At 71.1% G+C, this 14,845-nt stretch carries 20 protein-coding genes and 1 pseudogene; 9 read left to right on the top strand and 12 right to left on the bottom strand.

Annotated elements, in window-relative coordinates; translation table 11 throughout:
* Positions 1-40: 40 nt before the first annotated feature.
* The 5 genes from PV789_RS01005 to PV789_RS00985 all read right to left on the bottom strand — a co-directional run bounded on the left by PV789_RS01005 (position 41) and on the right by PV789_RS00985 (position 4,703).
* Positions 41-280 carry a hypothetical protein gene (locus tag PV789_RS01005; RefSeq protein ID WP_274975749.1) on the bottom strand — a complete coding sequence of 80 codons (240 nt, stop codon included), beginning with the start codon at positions 278-280 and terminating at the stop codon, positions 41-43.
* Between the two features lie 200 nt (positions 281-480).
* Complete coding sequence (locus tag PV789_RS01000) at positions 481-1,884, bottom strand: AAA family ATPase (protein WP_274975748.1); 1,404 nt, start codon at positions 1,882-1,884, stop codon at positions 481-483.
* Between the two features lie 146 nt (positions 1,885-2,030).
* Positions 2,031-2,330, bottom strand: coding sequence for a hypothetical protein (locus PV789_RS00995; RefSeq protein ID WP_274975747.1), 300 nt, complete (start codon positions 2,328-2,330; stop codon positions 2,031-2,033).
* Between the two features lie 265 nt (positions 2,331-2,595).
* Positions 2,596-2,826 carry a helix-turn-helix domain-containing protein gene (locus PV789_RS00990; RefSeq protein ID WP_274975746.1) on the bottom strand — a complete coding sequence of 77 codons (231 nt, stop codon included), beginning with the start codon at positions 2,824-2,826 and terminating at the stop codon, positions 2,596-2,598.
* Between the two features lie 221 nt (positions 2,827-3,047).
* Positions 3,048-4,703, bottom strand: a complete 1,656-nt coding sequence (locus PV789_RS00985; protein WP_274975745.1) for a recombinase family protein — start codon at positions 4,701-4,703, stop codon at positions 3,048-3,050.
* A gap of 194 nt (positions 4,704-4,897) precedes the next feature.
* Between PV789_RS00985 and PV789_RS00980 the strand changes: the two are divergent.
* The 3 genes and pseudogenes from PV789_RS00980 to PV789_RS00970 all read left to right on the top strand — a co-directional run.
* A pseudogene (locus PV789_RS00980) lies at positions 4,898-5,479 on the top strand (ATPase, T2SS/T4P/T4SS family); the annotation flags it as partial.
* The gene (locus tag PV789_RS00975) at positions 5,464-6,144 is read left to right on the top strand and encodes a type II secretion system F family protein (protein ID WP_274975744.1); all 681 of its coding nucleotides are present in this window, start codon (positions 5,464-5,466) and stop codon (positions 6,142-6,144) included. The pseudogene PV789_RS00980 and the gene PV789_RS00975, both read left to right, overlap by 16 nt.
* A gap of 351 nt (positions 6,145-6,495) precedes the next feature.
* Positions 6,496-7,206, top strand: coding sequence for a type II secretion system F family protein (locus PV789_RS00970; protein ID WP_274975743.1), 711 nt, complete (start codon positions 6,496-6,498; stop codon positions 7,204-7,206).
* 48 nt (positions 7,207-7,254) lie between these two features.
* On the opposite strand, the gene PV789_RS00965 is transcribed toward PV789_RS00970, so the two are convergent.
* From PV789_RS00965 to PV789_RS00935, 7 genes are all read right to left on the bottom strand, one after another.
* Positions 7,255-7,443: a hypothetical protein gene (locus tag PV789_RS00965; RefSeq protein WP_274975742.1), complete on the bottom strand. Its 189-nt coding sequence runs from the start codon at positions 7,441-7,443 to the stop codon at positions 7,255-7,257.
* A 464-nt stretch (positions 7,444-7,907) separates the two neighbouring features.
* Positions 7,908-8,264 carry an Rv3654c family TadE-like protein gene (locus PV789_RS00960; protein ID WP_274975741.1) on the bottom strand — a complete coding sequence of 119 codons (357 nt, stop codon included), beginning with the start codon at positions 8,262-8,264 and terminating at the stop codon, positions 7,908-7,910.
* Between the two features lie 5 nt (positions 8,265-8,269).
* The gene (locus PV789_RS00955) at positions 8,270-8,620 is read right to left on the bottom strand and encodes a TadE family type IV pilus minor pilin (protein ID WP_302475383.1); all 351 of its coding nucleotides are present in this window, start codon (positions 8,618-8,620) and stop codon (positions 8,270-8,272) included.
* Complete coding sequence (locus tag PV789_RS00950) at positions 8,598-8,720, bottom strand: DUF4244 domain-containing protein (protein ID WP_274975739.1); 123 nt, start codon at positions 8,718-8,720, stop codon at positions 8,598-8,600. The genes PV789_RS00955 and PV789_RS00950 overlap by 23 nt, the downstream gene beginning before the upstream one ends.
* Positions 8,721-8,739: 19 nt before the next feature.
* A complete protein-coding gene (locus tag PV789_RS00945) occupies positions 8,740-10,461 on the bottom strand; it encodes a recombinase family protein (RefSeq protein WP_274975738.1) in 1,722 nt (573 codons plus the stop codon).
* A gap of 78 nt (positions 10,462-10,539) precedes the next feature.
* On the bottom strand, positions 10,540-10,848 hold the full coding sequence (locus tag PV789_RS00940; protein ID WP_274975737.1) for a hypothetical protein: 309 nt from the start codon (positions 10,846-10,848) through the stop codon (positions 10,540-10,542).
* Positions 10,849-11,139: 291 nt separating this feature from the next.
* Positions 11,140-11,670 carry a helix-turn-helix domain-containing protein gene (locus tag PV789_RS00935; protein ID WP_274975736.1) on the bottom strand — a complete coding sequence of 177 codons (531 nt, stop codon included), beginning with the start codon at positions 11,668-11,670 and terminating at the stop codon, positions 11,140-11,142.
* Between the two features lie 191 nt (positions 11,671-11,861).
* Between PV789_RS00935 and PV789_RS00930 the strand changes: the two genes are divergently transcribed.
* The 6 genes from PV789_RS00930 (at position 11,862) to PV789_RS00905 (ending at position 14,804) form a co-directional block, all read left to right on the top strand.
* A complete protein-coding gene (locus tag PV789_RS00930; protein WP_274975735.1) occupies positions 11,862-12,074 on the top strand; it encodes a helix-turn-helix domain-containing protein in 213 nt (70 codons plus the stop codon).
* Positions 12,074-12,289, top strand: a complete 216-nt coding sequence (locus tag PV789_RS00925; protein ID WP_274975734.1) for a hypothetical protein — start codon at positions 12,074-12,076, stop codon at positions 12,287-12,289. The genes PV789_RS00930 and PV789_RS00925 overlap by 1 nt, the downstream gene beginning before the upstream one ends.
* Positions 12,290-12,392: 103 nt before the next feature.
* A complete protein-coding gene (locus PV789_RS00920; RefSeq protein WP_274975733.1) occupies positions 12,393-12,722 on the top strand; it encodes a hypothetical protein in 330 nt (109 codons plus the stop codon).
* Positions 12,719-13,660, top strand: a complete 942-nt coding sequence (locus PV789_RS00915) for an ERF family protein (RefSeq protein ID WP_274975732.1) — start codon at positions 12,719-12,721, stop codon at positions 13,658-13,660. Before PV789_RS00920 ends, PV789_RS00915 begins: the two co-directional genes overlap by 4 nt.
* The gene (locus PV789_RS00910; RefSeq protein ID WP_274975731.1) at positions 13,657-14,592 is read left to right on the top strand and encodes a hypothetical protein; all 936 of its coding nucleotides are present in this window, start codon (positions 13,657-13,659) and stop codon (positions 14,590-14,592) included. Before PV789_RS00915 ends, PV789_RS00910 begins: the two co-directional genes overlap by 4 nt.
* Entirely contained in the window at positions 14,589-14,804 is a 216-nt protein-coding gene (locus PV789_RS00905) for a hypothetical protein (protein WP_274975730.1), read from the top strand. Before PV789_RS00910 ends, PV789_RS00905 begins: the two co-directional genes overlap by 4 nt.
* Positions 14,805-14,845 lie beyond the last annotated feature (41 nt).

Here is a 14,845-nt window from a genome sequence, read left to right as displayed (position 1 = left end):
GCCGTGCTCCTTCATGGGGCCGATGATGGGATCGGGGCGGTCAGGGGCGGGCGTTGACGATCGCGGGGAGTCCCGCCAGCGCCGCCGCCGTGAGGTGACGCTCCACGTCGGCGCGGGTCTCGCCACGGCGCTCGGCCAGGTCCAGCACCAGGGGCTCCTCGTCCAGGAACCTCCGCACCCCGGCGGAGACCCTCTGCTCGACCTCGTGCGCGATCTCGCGGGCGACGGCCTCGATAGTCGCCGCCCGCGTCTCCTCGGAGGGGTCGGTCTTGGTGGTCATGTCGTGCTCTCCTTGCGTGTCATCGGATGATGGGATGTCCTGAACCTGACGTGTTCCGGTGGGATGTTCCTTTAAAGGTTCTAGAACCGGAACACGTGAGGCCCAGAACATCCCAGAAACTGCCTCCGACCTTTGGACTTGTGGTGACGTGTTCCGACTTCTGGGACGTTCCGACTCCGGAACACCCCAGACGGAACAGGTCAGGAGGTGGGGGCGTTCGGGCCCAGGTCGATGACCATGCGGGTCCGCTTCTGCCCCCGGGTGTTGGTGTGGGTCTCCTCCACCTCCCTGAGCACGTCGGTCATCAGGAGGGCCATGACGGTGTTGCGCCCTACGGTCAGGTTGACCCCCAGCGCTCCTGACAGCTCGCTCTTGGGCACTCGCTTGGACGGGTCCTGCGCGAGGCCCTCGCGCACCAGGCGGACGGCCCTCTCGTTCGGGGTCTCCTCGCCGCCGGTCCGCACCGAGTTGTCCGGCTTGACGGTGACGGCGTACTCCAGCGGTGACATGGGGTCGAGCTGGTCGGCGGCCTCCACCTCACGGTGAAGCTTGAGCACGTGGGAGATGTAGCCGGACACTTCCACCTTGAGGTCCTGCGCAGTGCGGGTGTTCGTCCGGTGGAACTTCCCCGCCTCCATGTTGATCAGCACGCGGGCGGCCTCCTGGAGGCCGGAGCCCGTCCAGCGCTCGACGCCGCTGCCGTTGCCTGTCTTGTTCCAGTGGTTGGTGATCAGCAGGGCGGAGCCGACCAGCTCCGTCATCGCCTGGAGGTTCGTGATGACCGCGCCCATGGCCGCCAGGTTGGTGCCGTCCGCCGTGCCCGCCGAGCGGAACCACGGGTCGATGATGGTCAGGGCCGGGCGGAAGGCGTCGAGGTCCCGGTGCATCTGGTTGACGTGCTCGGGGTCGTCCGCCCTGGGGGCGATGAACTGGGTCATGAGCCAGCCGTCCAGGTCGGCGGGGTCCACCCCGCGTGCCCGGCAGACGCTCGACACGTAGCGGTAGAAGTCGTACTCTCCGCCCTCGTTCACGTAGACGGCCACTCGTGAACGCCGGGTCGGGTAGACCCCCAGGAACTTCGTGCCCGTGCAGACCGACACCACCAGGTCCGAGACGAACCAGGTCTTTCCGGCCTTCTTCTCCGCGCCCAGCGCCGAGAGCTGCCGCTCCACGATGAACTGGCTCACAATGAACTCGCGCGGACTCGTCGTCACGCGCTCACGCACCGTCTTCCAGTCGAGCAGTCGGCGTTCGTCGGCCACCTGGGCGGTGAACGGGAAGCGCTGGCGCTCCGCCCTCAGCCGGGCGTCGTGCTCCCGGGCGATCTCGTTGGCCCGGTGCTCGATCAGCTTTTCCCTGAGAAGCTGGTCGGCGGCCTCGCGTTCGGCCTGCGTCTCGGGGCTCAGCTCGATGACCGGGTCGGGCTCGCGGGTGCCGTCGAGGATCTCCCGGATGACCCGGCTCGCCTCGCGCTTCAGCTCGTCGTCCTCCGGCCAGCCGTCGAGAACCCTCCAGTCGTCCTCCAGCCAGACATTCAGGGTCCCCGTGTCCTCGCCGGTGCGGGCCAGGCGGTACATGAGATCTCCCGCCTTGAACGTGTACATATCGGGCGTGGTCCCGATAGAGTTAGATCCAGTCACCGTGCGTAGTGTCCTTGCTTGTCGTAGGTGGTGGCGGCGGTGCTTGCTTGGGCACCGTCCGCCGGGGGCGTCGGGGCCCTGGGGATGTGTCCCCCAGGGCCCTGCCTCGTCTAGTGGTCCAGCTCGACCCAGGCCGTGAGGCCGAACTCTTGAAGGCTCATCGTGCAGCCGACCTCCGCGACGGTGCCGATCACGGTCCCGCCCTCGTCATGGAACCGCTTGACGTGGCCGCTGAACTTGATCGCCTCCACCTCGATGTCGTGGTGCATGTGCTCCAGGAACGCCTGGCGAACCGCTTCTACGACGTGGCTCTTGAAGTAGTCCTGACGGTGGCTGAGGCACTTGCAGGCGTAGGCGTCGTTGCCCTTGGGGGGAACGCCGACGCACCCGTTACGATCTTGCTTAGACATGGTTGCTCTCCGTGTTGTCAGGAGGTCCCGGCGCGCACCGGGGCCTCTTCTCTTTCACTCACCAGGGGTCGCGTGTGTCGCCCCCGGGGTCTATAGGCACCTGCGGCGGCGCGGTCTCTCCGCGTGACTCGTGAACTCCTGAGGGCCCGTGAGGGCGCGGGACGGAGGAGTACGGACAGACGGGCGCGCTGCTCGCTGGTGAGGGGCGGCATGCCGTCCACGAGACGCCGCACGTAGGCGTCCAGGTCGAACGGCTCGCGGCGGCTCATCGGTCGGCCTTGCGGCGGGTCACGTCGCTGTAGTCGAACAGCTCACCGACGGGCACCCCCAACGCCTCGGCGACGGCGATGAGGTTGGTGATGCTCGGCTTGGCGTAGCCCAGCTCGTACTGGGCGATGATCGGCTTGGAGCATCCCGCCCGGGTGGCGAGGTCCTGCTGCGTCAGCTTCTGGGCCTTGCGAAGCTCGCGGACGCGCTCTCCTGAGAAGCGCTGCACGGTGTGACTCCCTGGAAACGAAAAGGGCCGAGCACACAGCGATCACGTCCGGTGATCGTTGCGCACCCGGCCCTCACGAATCGTGGGGAGCCGTGGACTCCAGACCTCTCCACCCGCGTATGCGTCTGGTGGCGGTCAGCATGTCCACTAGGTTCCGCTCAGCCTCTCGGCTGTCGGATCGGACGGTATACCAAAAGTTCCCGAGATGAAACCCCTTGCCCTTAGGAGTTCTCGGCAGGCCTCCTCCTGGGCTCAACGCGCACGCTGCGCGGGTCGAAGTAGGGGTCACCGGGCTTGAGGCCGGGCGGACGGCCGGGGCCCGTCTTGAGGACGGTCACCGTGAACAGCTCGCGCAGGATCGCCCGCCGCTGCCCGACGTCGCGGCTCTTCCAGACCTCCGCCGCGTCCGGGCGACCGGCGATGCCCGCGAGGGGGTCACCCTCGGCGGCGCGGGACAGGACACGCTCGATCTCGGTCAGGCGGCGCTGGGTGGCCTCGCTGATGTCCGCGAGCTGGGTCGCGTCGATCGTCCCGGCCGCGAACAGCTTCGCCGCGTCGTTCCTCCGCCGGGTGACCAGGAGGGACTCCTCCCGCAGCGCGACCACGTCAGCCTCCGCCGGGTCGTCGGTCCGGAGCAGGTCCGCCGCGTCGTCCCTGCTGAGCCGCTCGATGATCACCCTCTCAACGAAGTCGTCCAGGGGCTCCGCGACCCGGCTGAGGTGCTTCTTCTCCTTGCACACGTAGGTCTGTGCCCGCTTGCCCCTGCTCCCCCGTCCGACGGTCAGCGTCGCCTCCTTGCCGTCCTCGGCGCACATCCCGCAGAGGTAGATGAGGCTGCCGAGCCACTTGGGGGTGTTGCCCGGTGACGTGCGCCGCTTCGGGTCACGGAGCAGCTCCCGCACCGCGCGCCACTTCTCCTCGGGGACGATGGCGGGCCACTCGGCGGGGTAGAGCTTCTCCCTGGGCTCCTCGTCCTCTCCCCGCCGGTCGTCCTCCTCGTCGTCGCCCCGCTCCCGCCACTCGTCCTCGCTGGTGCCGTTGTAGACGGCCAGGCCCGCGATGTGGGGAGACAGGAGGATCTGCTGGAAGCTGCGAGAGGCCCACTCGCCGCCCTTGACGGGCTTGACGCCGCTGGCCTTGAGCGCGGCGAAGACCTGGCGGAAGGACACCCCGGCGAGGAGGTCATCGACGGCCTTCTCGATCTGCTCCGCCTCGTCCTTCCGGACGGCGTTCATGTCGAGGACCTCCACCTCGACCTCGCGCACCTCGCCGGTCTCCCTGTCGCGCACCCGCTTCTTGCGGGTCTCGCCCGTGGGCACCCCTCGTCCGAACCGGCGCACGCCGCCGTTGAACTTGCCCTTCTCGGCGCGGGTCCGGGCGGACCTCGCGACGCGGCGCGCGGTGTCGCTGGAGGACTTGTTGGCGAACGCGACGAGCGTGCGCGCCATGGCCACCTCGTCGTCGTTGCCGAGCTTGAGAGTGCCGGTGACGACGGCGACGGGGATAGCGGGCTTGCGTGACCTGACGACGGCGATCAGGTCCTCAAGGTCGTAGGGGTCGCGGATGGTGCGGTCGAGGTTGTAGGCCATGAGGCCGTCGGCCTCGCCGGTCTCCAGCATCCGCAGGAGGCGTTGGAACTCGGGGCGGTCGGTGCGCCAGATGACCGAGCCGTCCGGCTGCCTGGTGCGCCTCCGCTTGTAGGCGGACACGCCGTCCTCGATGACCAGGTGCGTCTCACGCGGCCCGAAGCCCCACTTGAGGTAGGCCCCGTAGTCGTAGCCGTCCGCCTCCTGGTCGGTGACCGCGCGGCGGTCGGGGTCGCGGCCGTCCGAGATGCGGCACAGCAGCACGGCGCGCTTGGGCCTACGGGCGGCCATCCTCCGTCACCTCCCCGTTGACGAACCTCTCCGCCTCATTCTTGGGGGCACGCGGGGCGGGACGCCAGTGCTCGTCCCCGTCTCGGGGTGTATAGGTCTCGTCGTTCATGGGACGCGGCACTCTCCCTGTTTTTCCTGGTCTCTTCCCATTCCTGTACCCCAGGGGGGTATAGAGGTATTATAATTTGATCGTGGGCAAGACCACCCTGCTGTCGTGCCTGCTCTCCCTGGTGGACCCGGGGGAGCGGATCGTCCTGGCCGAGGACTCCCCCGAGCTGCGGCCCGAGCATCCGCACGTGGTCCGGCTCCAGACCAGACCGCCCAACATCGAGGGCAGCGGCGAGGTGTCGCTGGAGGTCCTGGTGCGGCAGGCTCTGCGGATGCGCCCGGACCGGCTGGTGGTCGGCGAGGCGCGCGGGCCGGAGATCGTGTCCCTGCTGGGCGCTCTGAACACCGGGCACGAAGGTGGTTCGGGAACCCTGCACGCCAACGGCGCGGGCGACGTGCCCGCGCGGGTGGAGGCGCTGGGGTGCGCGGCCGGGCTGGACCGGGCCGCCGTGCACAGCCAGCTGGCCGCCACCCGGGTCATGGTCGTGCACCTGGTCCGGGACTCCGGCGGGCGGCGCCTGGCCGAACTGCGGGTGCTCAGACGCGGTTCGGACGGGCTGGTGGACGCGGTGCCGGCGGTGTCCTTCGGCCCCGACGGCAGCCGCCGGGAGCACGCGGGGGCGGGCGAGGTGGCCGCCCGCCTGGGCGGGGGGTGGCGCCGGTGGTGACCGCGGTGGTGGCCTGTTCGGGGGGCCTGGTGCTGCTGTGCCTGGTCCCCGGTACGCGGCGCAGCCGGTTGGCTTTCCTCCTCCCCAGGCCCCGGCGCCCGGTGTCGTGGTCCGTGGACTGGCGGGCGCTGGCGGCCCGTACCGGTGAGGGCCCGCGGCGCCGCGCCGCGGTGGTGGTGCTGTGCCGGGTGCTGGCCGCCGAACTGCGCGCCGGGCAACCGCCGGAGGAGGCCCTGCGGATCTCCGCAGCCGAGGCGGGTCCGCTGGTGGGCGCCCTGACCGACGCGGAGTCGTTGCGCCGCGAGGCGGAGCGCGAACCGGACCTGTGGGCCCTGGCCTACCTGGCGGTGTGCTGGGAGGTGGCCGCGGACACCGGAGCGGGTCTGGCCGAGGTGGTGGACGCGCTGGCCGCGAACCTCACCGAGCAGGAGGAGCAGCGCACGGAGGCCGCCGCGCGCACCACCGGTCCGCGCACCACCGCGATCGTGCTGGCCGCCCTGCCCGCCGTCGGACTGCTGATGGCCTCGGGGTTGGGCGGATCGCCGCTGGTGTTCCTGTTCACCACGCCGCTGGGGTTGGTCTGCCTGGTGGGCGGGGTGGCCCTGGACGTTCTCGGGGCCTGGTGGACGCTGCGCATGGTGCGCTCGGCGACCGCCTTTCCCTGACCGGATCCGGGCCGGGGGACTCGGGCGGCGGGACTCGGGCGGCGGACCGCGGCACGGGGACCTGACCGGAGGCCCGTCCGGGTGCCTCGGCCGGAGGTCTGGTCCGGGCGCCTGCCGACGGCTCCGGTCCGAAGACCTGGGTCGGACGCCCGGACGGCAGACCCGAGGGCTTGGTCGAGGAACTGCCCGGAGGCCCCTTCGGGCGCCTCGGTCCGGGGACTGGTCCGGGGTTCGGGACCAGGGCCTGGGGCACCGGCCGTCGAGCCGGGCCCGGGGGAGAGGAACGGCTGGACACGGTCGGCATCGCTCCGGCCGCTGTGGAGCACGAGAGAGAAGGAAGAGGGAGGACGGATGTTCCTGACGGCCGCCGCGGCCCTGGGAGCCGCATGTGTGTGGGTACTGCTGGCCGGGGGAACGGCGCGCGAACTGCGTCCGCCCTCCCGTGCTCCAGCCGGGCCGGGGCTGCCGGTCCGGCTGCTGGGGCCGACGCTGGCGGGGGCGTTCGCGCTGACCGTCGCGGTGGCCCTGTTCGGCGCGGCCGGGGGCGTCGTCGTGGCCGGGGTGTGCGCCGCCCTGTGGGTACGCGCCCGTGGGAGCGCCGGCTCCCGTTCGCGACGGCTGCCGGTGACCGCCGACCTGCCCGTGGTGATCGGTCTGCTCGCCTCGGGGATCCGCGCCGGGGCGACGGTGCCCGCCTGCCTCACTGCGGTGTCCCGGGCGACGCGGGGAGGGCTGGGGGAGGAACTGGCAGCGGTGGCCGAGCAGCTGCGTCTGGGCGCCGCCCCCGCCGAGGCGTGGCGGCGCCCGGTGCTGCCCGAGCCCCTCGTCCCGGTGGGGCGCGACCTGGCCCGGGCAGCCGACACCGGGGCACCGGTGGCCGACCTCCTGGACCGGCACGCGGTCGACCTGCGCCGGACCCTGCGGGCCCGGGGGACAGCCCGGGTGGAGCGGCTGGGTGTGCTGGTGGTGGCGCCCCTGGGTCTGTGCTTCCTGCCCGCGTTCGTGCTGATCGGCATCGTGCCGATGGCCGCCGAGCTGCTCTCCCGGACCCTGGGCGGTTGAGGCCCCGGGCCAGGTCGTGTGCACGGTGTCACGGTGGCGCGGTGGCGGTCAGGGTTGCCCGTCCCCGGAGCCGCGCCGCCGCTGGCCCTCATAGGGGACGGGGAAGCGGGGCCAGCCGACGGACAGGCGCAGCACCAACACCACGACGCACAGCACCGCCAGGATTCCGGTCGAGACGTTGCCGACGATCCGCAACGCCGTACCGGTCGTGGTCGGCGCCGCGGCCGTGCGGTACACCACCGTTTCGCTGACGGGCGAGGGCGCGTCCGTCGCGTCGCGTGGACTCTCCCGCGCGGGGCGGGAGGGTTCCGGGGAGGCGGGGGCCGGTGACGGTTCGGCGCACCGCTCAGGGTCGGCGGGAGGAGCCGTTCGGCCGGAGTCCGCGGGGGTTCCGGAGCCGACGGGTGCGTCGGAGCTAAGGGCGTCGCCGGAGCGCGCGGCATCGGTGGGCCCGATGGAGTGGACCGGATCCTCCGCACCGGTGGTGCCCGCGCTTTCTCGGGGTCCGACGGCGTGGACGAGACCGGCGGAACCATGGGCGTGCGGGGAGTTTTCGGGAGCGATGGAAACACCGGAGCGGTCGGCAGCGACGGGATCTGTGCTCTGCGGCACGGGCGAGGCGGGGCAGGGCGGTGCGCCCCCGGGCTGGGCGGGGGCACCCAGCAGGAGAGCGCACATCAGCACGGAGACGGGGGCAGGACTCATTCCACTTCCTCGGAGGAGACGGCGGCCGGTCCGGCCAGGGAGCGAGCCCGGACGGGCCGTTCGATGAAAGACGAGGGGAGCGCGACCACCACCTCGACGGTGGAGCCGGTGAGAACGCAGGATTCGAGGGAGGCGCGGTTGGCCTCGGCGGTGTCGCGGGCCCGCGCGCAGGCCCGTTCTGTTCCGTGGACGGCCTCGACGGCGGCGGCGAGCGCGGCCAGATCGGCCGCGGTGGTGGCGCGGTCGCGGTCGAGCCGCGCCGCGGAGGTCGTGAGGACGGCGAGGGTGACGAACCAGAGCAGCGCCCCCAGGGCGACCCACCAGACGGTGGCGGAACCGGAGTCGGAGCGCACCGGGATCAGCTCCCGGGTTCGAGGGGGACGGCGGCGCTGCCATCCACCGGCAGGGAGATCCCCGGGCCGAACAGGAGCCGGGCCCGTACGGTGACGCGGGCCATGCCCCCGCCCTCGGACAGGTGCACGTCCGCCCCGTCGGGAGCCGCGGTCAACGCCAGGGAGCGGGCCCGGTCGTGGGGTTCGCCGCGGGCCAGCGCCCGGGCGCCCACGCGCGCCGCGTCGGCACAGGAGAGCTGGGCCGACGCGGCCTGGACCGCACCGAGGGCCACGGCCAGGACGAGCAGCAGGGAGGGCAGCACCATCGCCGCCTCCGCGGTGGCCGAGCCCCGGTCAAAAACCCGAGCCGAGCGCATTGACCACGAGATCGGTGAGGACGTCCTCGACCGCACCGCTGGTGAGCACGGCGTAGAGGACCCCGGCGAAGGCGACCGCCGCGATGGTGCAGAATGCCACCGATCGAAAAAGGATGTCATTAGACACGCGTCTTCGACCGGGCCTTGCGCGCGGCGACTCCCTTCGGCTCGACGATGTCGACGACCTCCTCGATACCCCACGCCGTGCGGATCACCGCGCTTCCCTCAGTGCGGCTCACCCGCGTGACGGTGATCGCGACGAGTTCCTTCAGTAGCTTGTTGGCCGCCCACGCGGGCAGGGTGTCCCACTCGTCCAACAGGTCCCGCATGACGGGCGCGTAGTCGACAGGTTCCCGCTCCTCCTCGGCCTGCTGCTCGGCCTCCTCCAGTTCGGCGAGCTCCGTCTCCAGGGTGGCGAGCTCGGTCGTGTACTCATCCCGGGTAGTGATGTATGCCGCCCGGGGGATGTCGTCAGATGCGTACTTCTTGGTGAGGCTGACTAGTGACCGCTGGACCTCAGACATGCGCTTCTTGACGACATCGAGCCGCGGCTCCTCGACCTCCTCGGCGGCCTGGGCGACGTCGAGCTCGTGCTCTCCGGCCTCGGCAAGCACCACGGCGAGCCGCCCGTGCTCGCGTGCGAGGAGCTCGCGCACGCGCGCCCGGAGAAGCTCATCGGAAGCTGAGTTCGCGTGCTCGCAGGTGCCGCGCGCCTTCCCATCGCACCGCCACTGGTACCGGGTGCTCCCCGGGTTCATCTTGTGCGCCGTCATCCGGGCCTTGCAGTACCCGCAGTCGACCAGCATTGTCAGGTCATACTTCGCTTCGACCGACTGCGGCGGGGTCTTGCGAGACTGTGCGCGCCGCTTCCGGTACGCCTTCCACACGCGATCGCGTATGGCGTCGCCATCGGGCAGATGCGCCCACAGATGCGGGTGCGCGCCGTCGAGCCATTTCCGGTTTTTGCACCACCCGTGTTTGTCGGTGTCGTGGTCGGTGCATTCCGGGTCGTGCTGGCGGATGTACCCGCATCCGAAACCGCTGTCGAGCAGTGCCCACAGGGTGGAGTGCGCCCAGCGGCCGACCGCGCCGGACGGGCCCGGGATCCGGGCCCGGTTGAGTCGCCGGATGATGGAGGAGCCGGAACGTCCGCCCGCGGCGTCCTCGTACATGCGTCGGTATTCGGCTGCGTAGCCGTCTTCGTCGGGCTCGTAGCGCTCGCCTTTGGGGTCGTCGGGGTCGTCGCGCCACTGGCCCGGGGCGACGCGGATCCGGCCTTTGCGGACGTACCCGAAGCGTTCCCGGCCGCTGTTGGGTAGCCCGGCTTTGCGCCGGTACGCCTGCACGTCGGCCCAGCCCTCCGCGAATCTTTCGCGTTCGAATTCGGCGACGTCCATAAGGACATTTCTATTAAACCTCCCTGCCGACGTGTTGGTGTCGATTTGCTCGGTAGCGCTAAACAGGTGGCCGCCCGCTTTTTCCAAGCGCCCAAGGTAAAGCGCAGCCAATGCGCGGTTTCTGCCGAACCGACTGTATTTCCACACGCCGATTTCGCGGGCGCCAGCGGCCGACCGCTTTTGTTCAATGGACTCAATCAGGCCGACAATCTGGCGTTTCTTGAAATCGCCGCCGGACAGGTCGAGATCAGCAACCCACAGGACAATGCGGCGTCCGGTGGCCTTCGCGAGTTTGTCGATGTGCTCGGCCTGCAATTCCGGGGAGATCATGTCTTCCCGCTCGGTACTGACTCGGATGTAGCCGATCATCGGCGTATCGCCGTCAGGGTCGCCGGGGTAGTCCTTTAGGAGTGCGTCGAGATCAAGCTTGTACTTGACTGCCATAGGGGGTCCTTCCTGTGGGGGCGGGGGGTGGGGGTGGCGCTCCATGCCCCCGCGGGAGCGCCACCCTGGGCGTGTGCCCTATGCCCTGGACGGGCCGAGGAGGGGGCCGACGTCGTGGCCGTGGGGCCACGGGTCGGTGATGCCGTGAATCTCGCACCACCGGACGTGGTCGAGGGTGACCGGCATGTCGTCCGTCCACCAGTACAGGCGGGGGTCGGCGGGCCCGTGGAGGGGGTCGGGTGCCTGGACGACGTAGCGCCAGATGAGGGGTCGCATGGGGCCCGTCAGGTGGTGTGTGTAGGAGTGCAGCAGGCGACCGCCGGTCAGGGTGTCGGCGAGCACGAACAGCGTGTGGGTGGTGCCGTCGGGGGCGCGCTTCCGGTACACCCGGTACGGCTCTTCTGGCGGGAGCGTGTCGAGGGTCAGGGACAGCGGGAGCGGACCACCAGGGGGGCGAGCGCGGGGGACGTCTGGGGGGGCGTGGTCTAGGACAGTCATGGTCCTCCATCCGAGAGATCGGATGATCATCCTAATCAGACTTGTGTCCGATTCACTAGGCTTGACCAGGCTTTTACTACACTGAGTGATTGCGCTCTGTTTGGGTGGTAACCCGTGCTGTAGTGGTTTACGGGACGCGTGTCCGGATGTGGTCATCTGTGCTGTGAACCTGTCGCCGTGCTACGCGTCGCCGCGTCGGCGGCGCTCCATCTCGCGGAGCTTCGCGTCGAACCACACCGTGTAGTCCGACCGGACCCGCTCGGCGAGCCCCTCCTCGACCTCGGCGCGCTCCTCCTCGGACATGGCCGAGGTGTCGCGCGCCATGTCGCGCACGATCTCGTATACAGCGCGGCCCACGGGAGTTTCGAGCATGTGCTGAGTGATAGCGGGGTCGAGGTCCTCCTCGGTGTCGTCGTCCAAGTCGTCTACGTCGGCGAGCTCCTCCGTCGAGGGGAGGGGACGGCCCAAGGTGGCGAACAGCTTGGTGGGGCCGACGCGGACCGCGCTCGCGAGTCGGAGCCAGATGTCGTTGTTGGCGCGCTGGGGGTCGTCGCCGCCGAGGCCGATGGTCATTCCGCGTAGCCAGGTCTCGGAGATGCCCGCGCGCTTGGCCAGCTCGCGTTGGCTGAGCTTGGCTTGTTTGCGCGCCTGGTGGATGAGGGCGCCTGCTGCTCGGCGCGTGGCTGCGGTCTCGTGGGTGGGGAAGGACATGCGGTCAGTGTACGCACTACTACGCACAAACAAAGGTTTTTGACGGAAGATTCTACGCGCGCAGTGAGTGCGTAGTGCCCGCGTAGTAAGGGCTCTGTGGCCTCGAAGTGCGTAGTGGTGCGCGTGATGGAGTGCGTAGTCTGTGGGTTTTGCGTTGCGTAGTGTGCGTAGTAGTGCGTAGTGTCGGGGTCATGATCAACGCATCTGCGGTGGTCGCGCTCCGCACCGCACTCGGGTACTCCCGCGTGCAGGTCGCCCGCGCCGCCGGTATCAGCCCCCAGTACTACGGCGAGATCGAGCGCGGGAAGCGGGGCCGCCGCCCCGCCCCCCGCGTCCGGAACGGCATCGCCGACGCGCTCGGCGTCCCGGCCGCCGCCATCACGTACCGGCAGGAAGCGGCGTGATGGCGTTCCGCCCGTGGCCGGAAGCCGCCGCCGCCGCTGGGGCCGCTCTCCGCGCCGGACGCATCGCACGGGACTCCATGCCCCCGCGCGAGGCCGCGCTCGCGGCCTACCGTCCGGGCGGCCCGTCGGTCGACGAGATCGAAGCGACCATCCGCCGTCACCGCGCCGAGGCGCTCGCCGCCCGCGCCCAGACCTCCGCGCACCGCGCGGCATGACGAAGGCCCCCGCCTGACGACCAAGCCCGCGGGGGCCCCGAAAGGAACGAATCCCTATGCAGCACCCTACCGCCCGCCCCTCCTCCACCCCGGTGGTGATCCTGTGACCGCGACGACTGCCGAGCTCCTCCTCCCCGCGTTCGTGACCGCTGCACTCTCCCTGTCCATCTGGCTCGGCTTCCTGCTCGGCTCGGAGACGCTCCTCCTCGCCGGGCGGCGGTGGCGCCACTGGCGCGCGGTCGCCCGCCGGACCGAGCGGGAGCTCGCCGAGGTGACCGCCGAGCGCGACCAGTTCGCCGCCGACCGGGCCGAGCTCGTCGCCCAGCTCGCCGAGGCCGAGGCCGCACTCGGCCGCGTCACCCAGGGTTCCGAGGAGCTCCTCGCCGCCATCCGCGCCCAGGGCCGCCACCACGCCGCCGGGGGTGCCCAGTGACCGCCACCGCCGCGCCCGCGCCCGTGTTCCTGGTCGCCGAGGAGCGCGAGCTCGACGAGCAGCTCGCCGAGTCCGCCGCCTGGCCGACCGAGACGCTCGCCGAGGGCCTGGTCGCCCTACAGGGCCGCCTCCCCCGTATCGCCAAGGGCGAGACCGCCACCGTCAAGAGCGACAAGGGCAGCTACAGCTACGCCTACGCGGATCTCGCCGACGTGTCCGCCGAGCTCCTCCCGATCATGGCCAGCGTCGGGCTGTCGTTCACCGCGCGGCCGACCCTGGTCGACGGCGCTTTCCTCCTGGCCTACGCCCTAGTCCACGTGAGCGGCGAGCGCGAGGAGGGCGTCTACCCGCTCCCGGCGTCCGGCAACCCGCAGGCGATCGGGTCGGCGATCACCTACGCGCGGCGGTACTGCCTGCTCGCGGTGACCGGCGCCGCCCCGGCCGCCGATGACGACGACGCACAGGCCGCCATGCCGCGGGGAGGTGCCGCCCGCGGGCGTGCCGCCGACCCGTCGGCGGAATGGGTCGCCGAGGCTCGCCAGCGGCTGGCCGCCGCCCGGTCCCGTGAGGACCTGGGCGTCGTGTGGAACGCGATCGGGTCCGCGCTCGGCTCCGGCCGGATCGACCAGGCGACGGCCGACCGGGTCGCTGACCAGGTGCACGCTCGCGCGGCCGAGCTCGACGCGGAGCGCCCGCCCGCGCCCCCGGCCGAGGAGCCGCCGCCCGCCCCTGTCGAGCCGTCGGCCGCCCAGGTGCGGGCCGCCCAGGACCGCGCGGCCGAGGAGCCGCCGCCCGCCCCGCTGGTCGGCCCCGACCTCCCGGCCGCACCCCCGGCCGGGCCGCCGTCCGGCCCCGCCCGCGAGGAGACCCTCGACGCCCTCCGCGCCCGCGCCGCCCGCATCGCCGCCCAGCACTCCCAGAACGGAACCGACCAGTGACACAGCAGGAGATCACCCCGGGCGCCGCCGTCGCCGTCATGCGCGTGCTCGGCGACGAAGTCAAGGCCCAGACCGCCGCCGTCCGTGACACCGCACAGGACGAGTTCAAGCAGCTTCGCGCAGCCGGTGTGAAGTCGATGCAGGCACAGTTGCCGACGGGCGCGGAGGTCGGCCGGATCAGCATCCGCGACGCCTCCCCGGTCGTCCGCTGGAACGGCCCGAAGCTGGCCGAGTTCGTCGAGGCGACCGCGCCGATCGAGCTCGTCGACCGGGTCGACTCCGCCGTCCTGGGCGACCCGGAACTCATCCTGTGGGTTCTCCAGAACCGGCCGGGGATGGTGCGAGCTGAGGTTCGCGATTCCTACCGGGACAAGCTCAAGAAGCGGCTGACCGCCGACGGCGAGCTCGTCGACGAATCCACGGGCGAGCTGTTCAAGGTCGCCGAGATCGACCGGCCGGAGCCCACGGGCGCGTTCTCCTACGTGCCGTCGGACGGCGCGCGCGAGGAGGTGCTCGGCGCGTGGCGGTCCGGCGCGCTCGCCGGGATGGGTGGCGTGTTTGCGTCCCTCGGCGCCCCGGCCGTACCCACCGAGACGCCCTCTCTCGACCCGGCCGAGCCCACCGACACCCCGCTCACCCGTGAGTTCACTCGCGCCGAGTTGGAGTCGCTCGGCGTGCCGTTCGACCTGACCGCAGACGTCGAGGTTTCCCGGGAAATCATCGACCAGCGCCGATGGTCGACCGTATGGGAGCTGCTGTTTCGCCACGAAGGGCGCGTCTGGCAGATCCACTACGAGACCGGCTCAACCGAATACCAAGATGTTCCGCCCTTCGCGGGCGACACGGTGACCGCGACCGCGCTAGAAGAGCGCCCGGTCCTCACGTTGCAGTGGGTGCCCGTCGACCAGGTCGCCGCCGAGGTGGCCGAGTGACCGCCGCTCCCACCGCCGCCCCGGCCGAGGCGTCGACGGCCGCGCTGTTCGGCGAGATCAGCGGCGACCTGGAGGTCGCGCTCTTCCTCGACGCCCGCCGCCTCGGCGGCGCCCTGGTCGACCTCGACGAGCTCGACGCCCTGTTGTCCGACGCCATCGAGCGACTCGGCGACCTCCGCGGGCTGATCCACGCCCAGACGTCCCGCGCCTGACCCGTTCCCTACCGGCCGCACGCCCCGTGTGGTGTGCGGCC

The organism is Nocardiopsis camelliae (assembly GCF_028993595.1).
GTDB classification, from domain to species: Bacteria; Actinomycetota; Actinomycetes; order Streptosporangiales; family Streptosporangiaceae; genus Nocardiopsis; species Nocardiopsis dassonvillei.
This window is presented reverse-complemented; position numbering and strand designations above follow the sequence as displayed.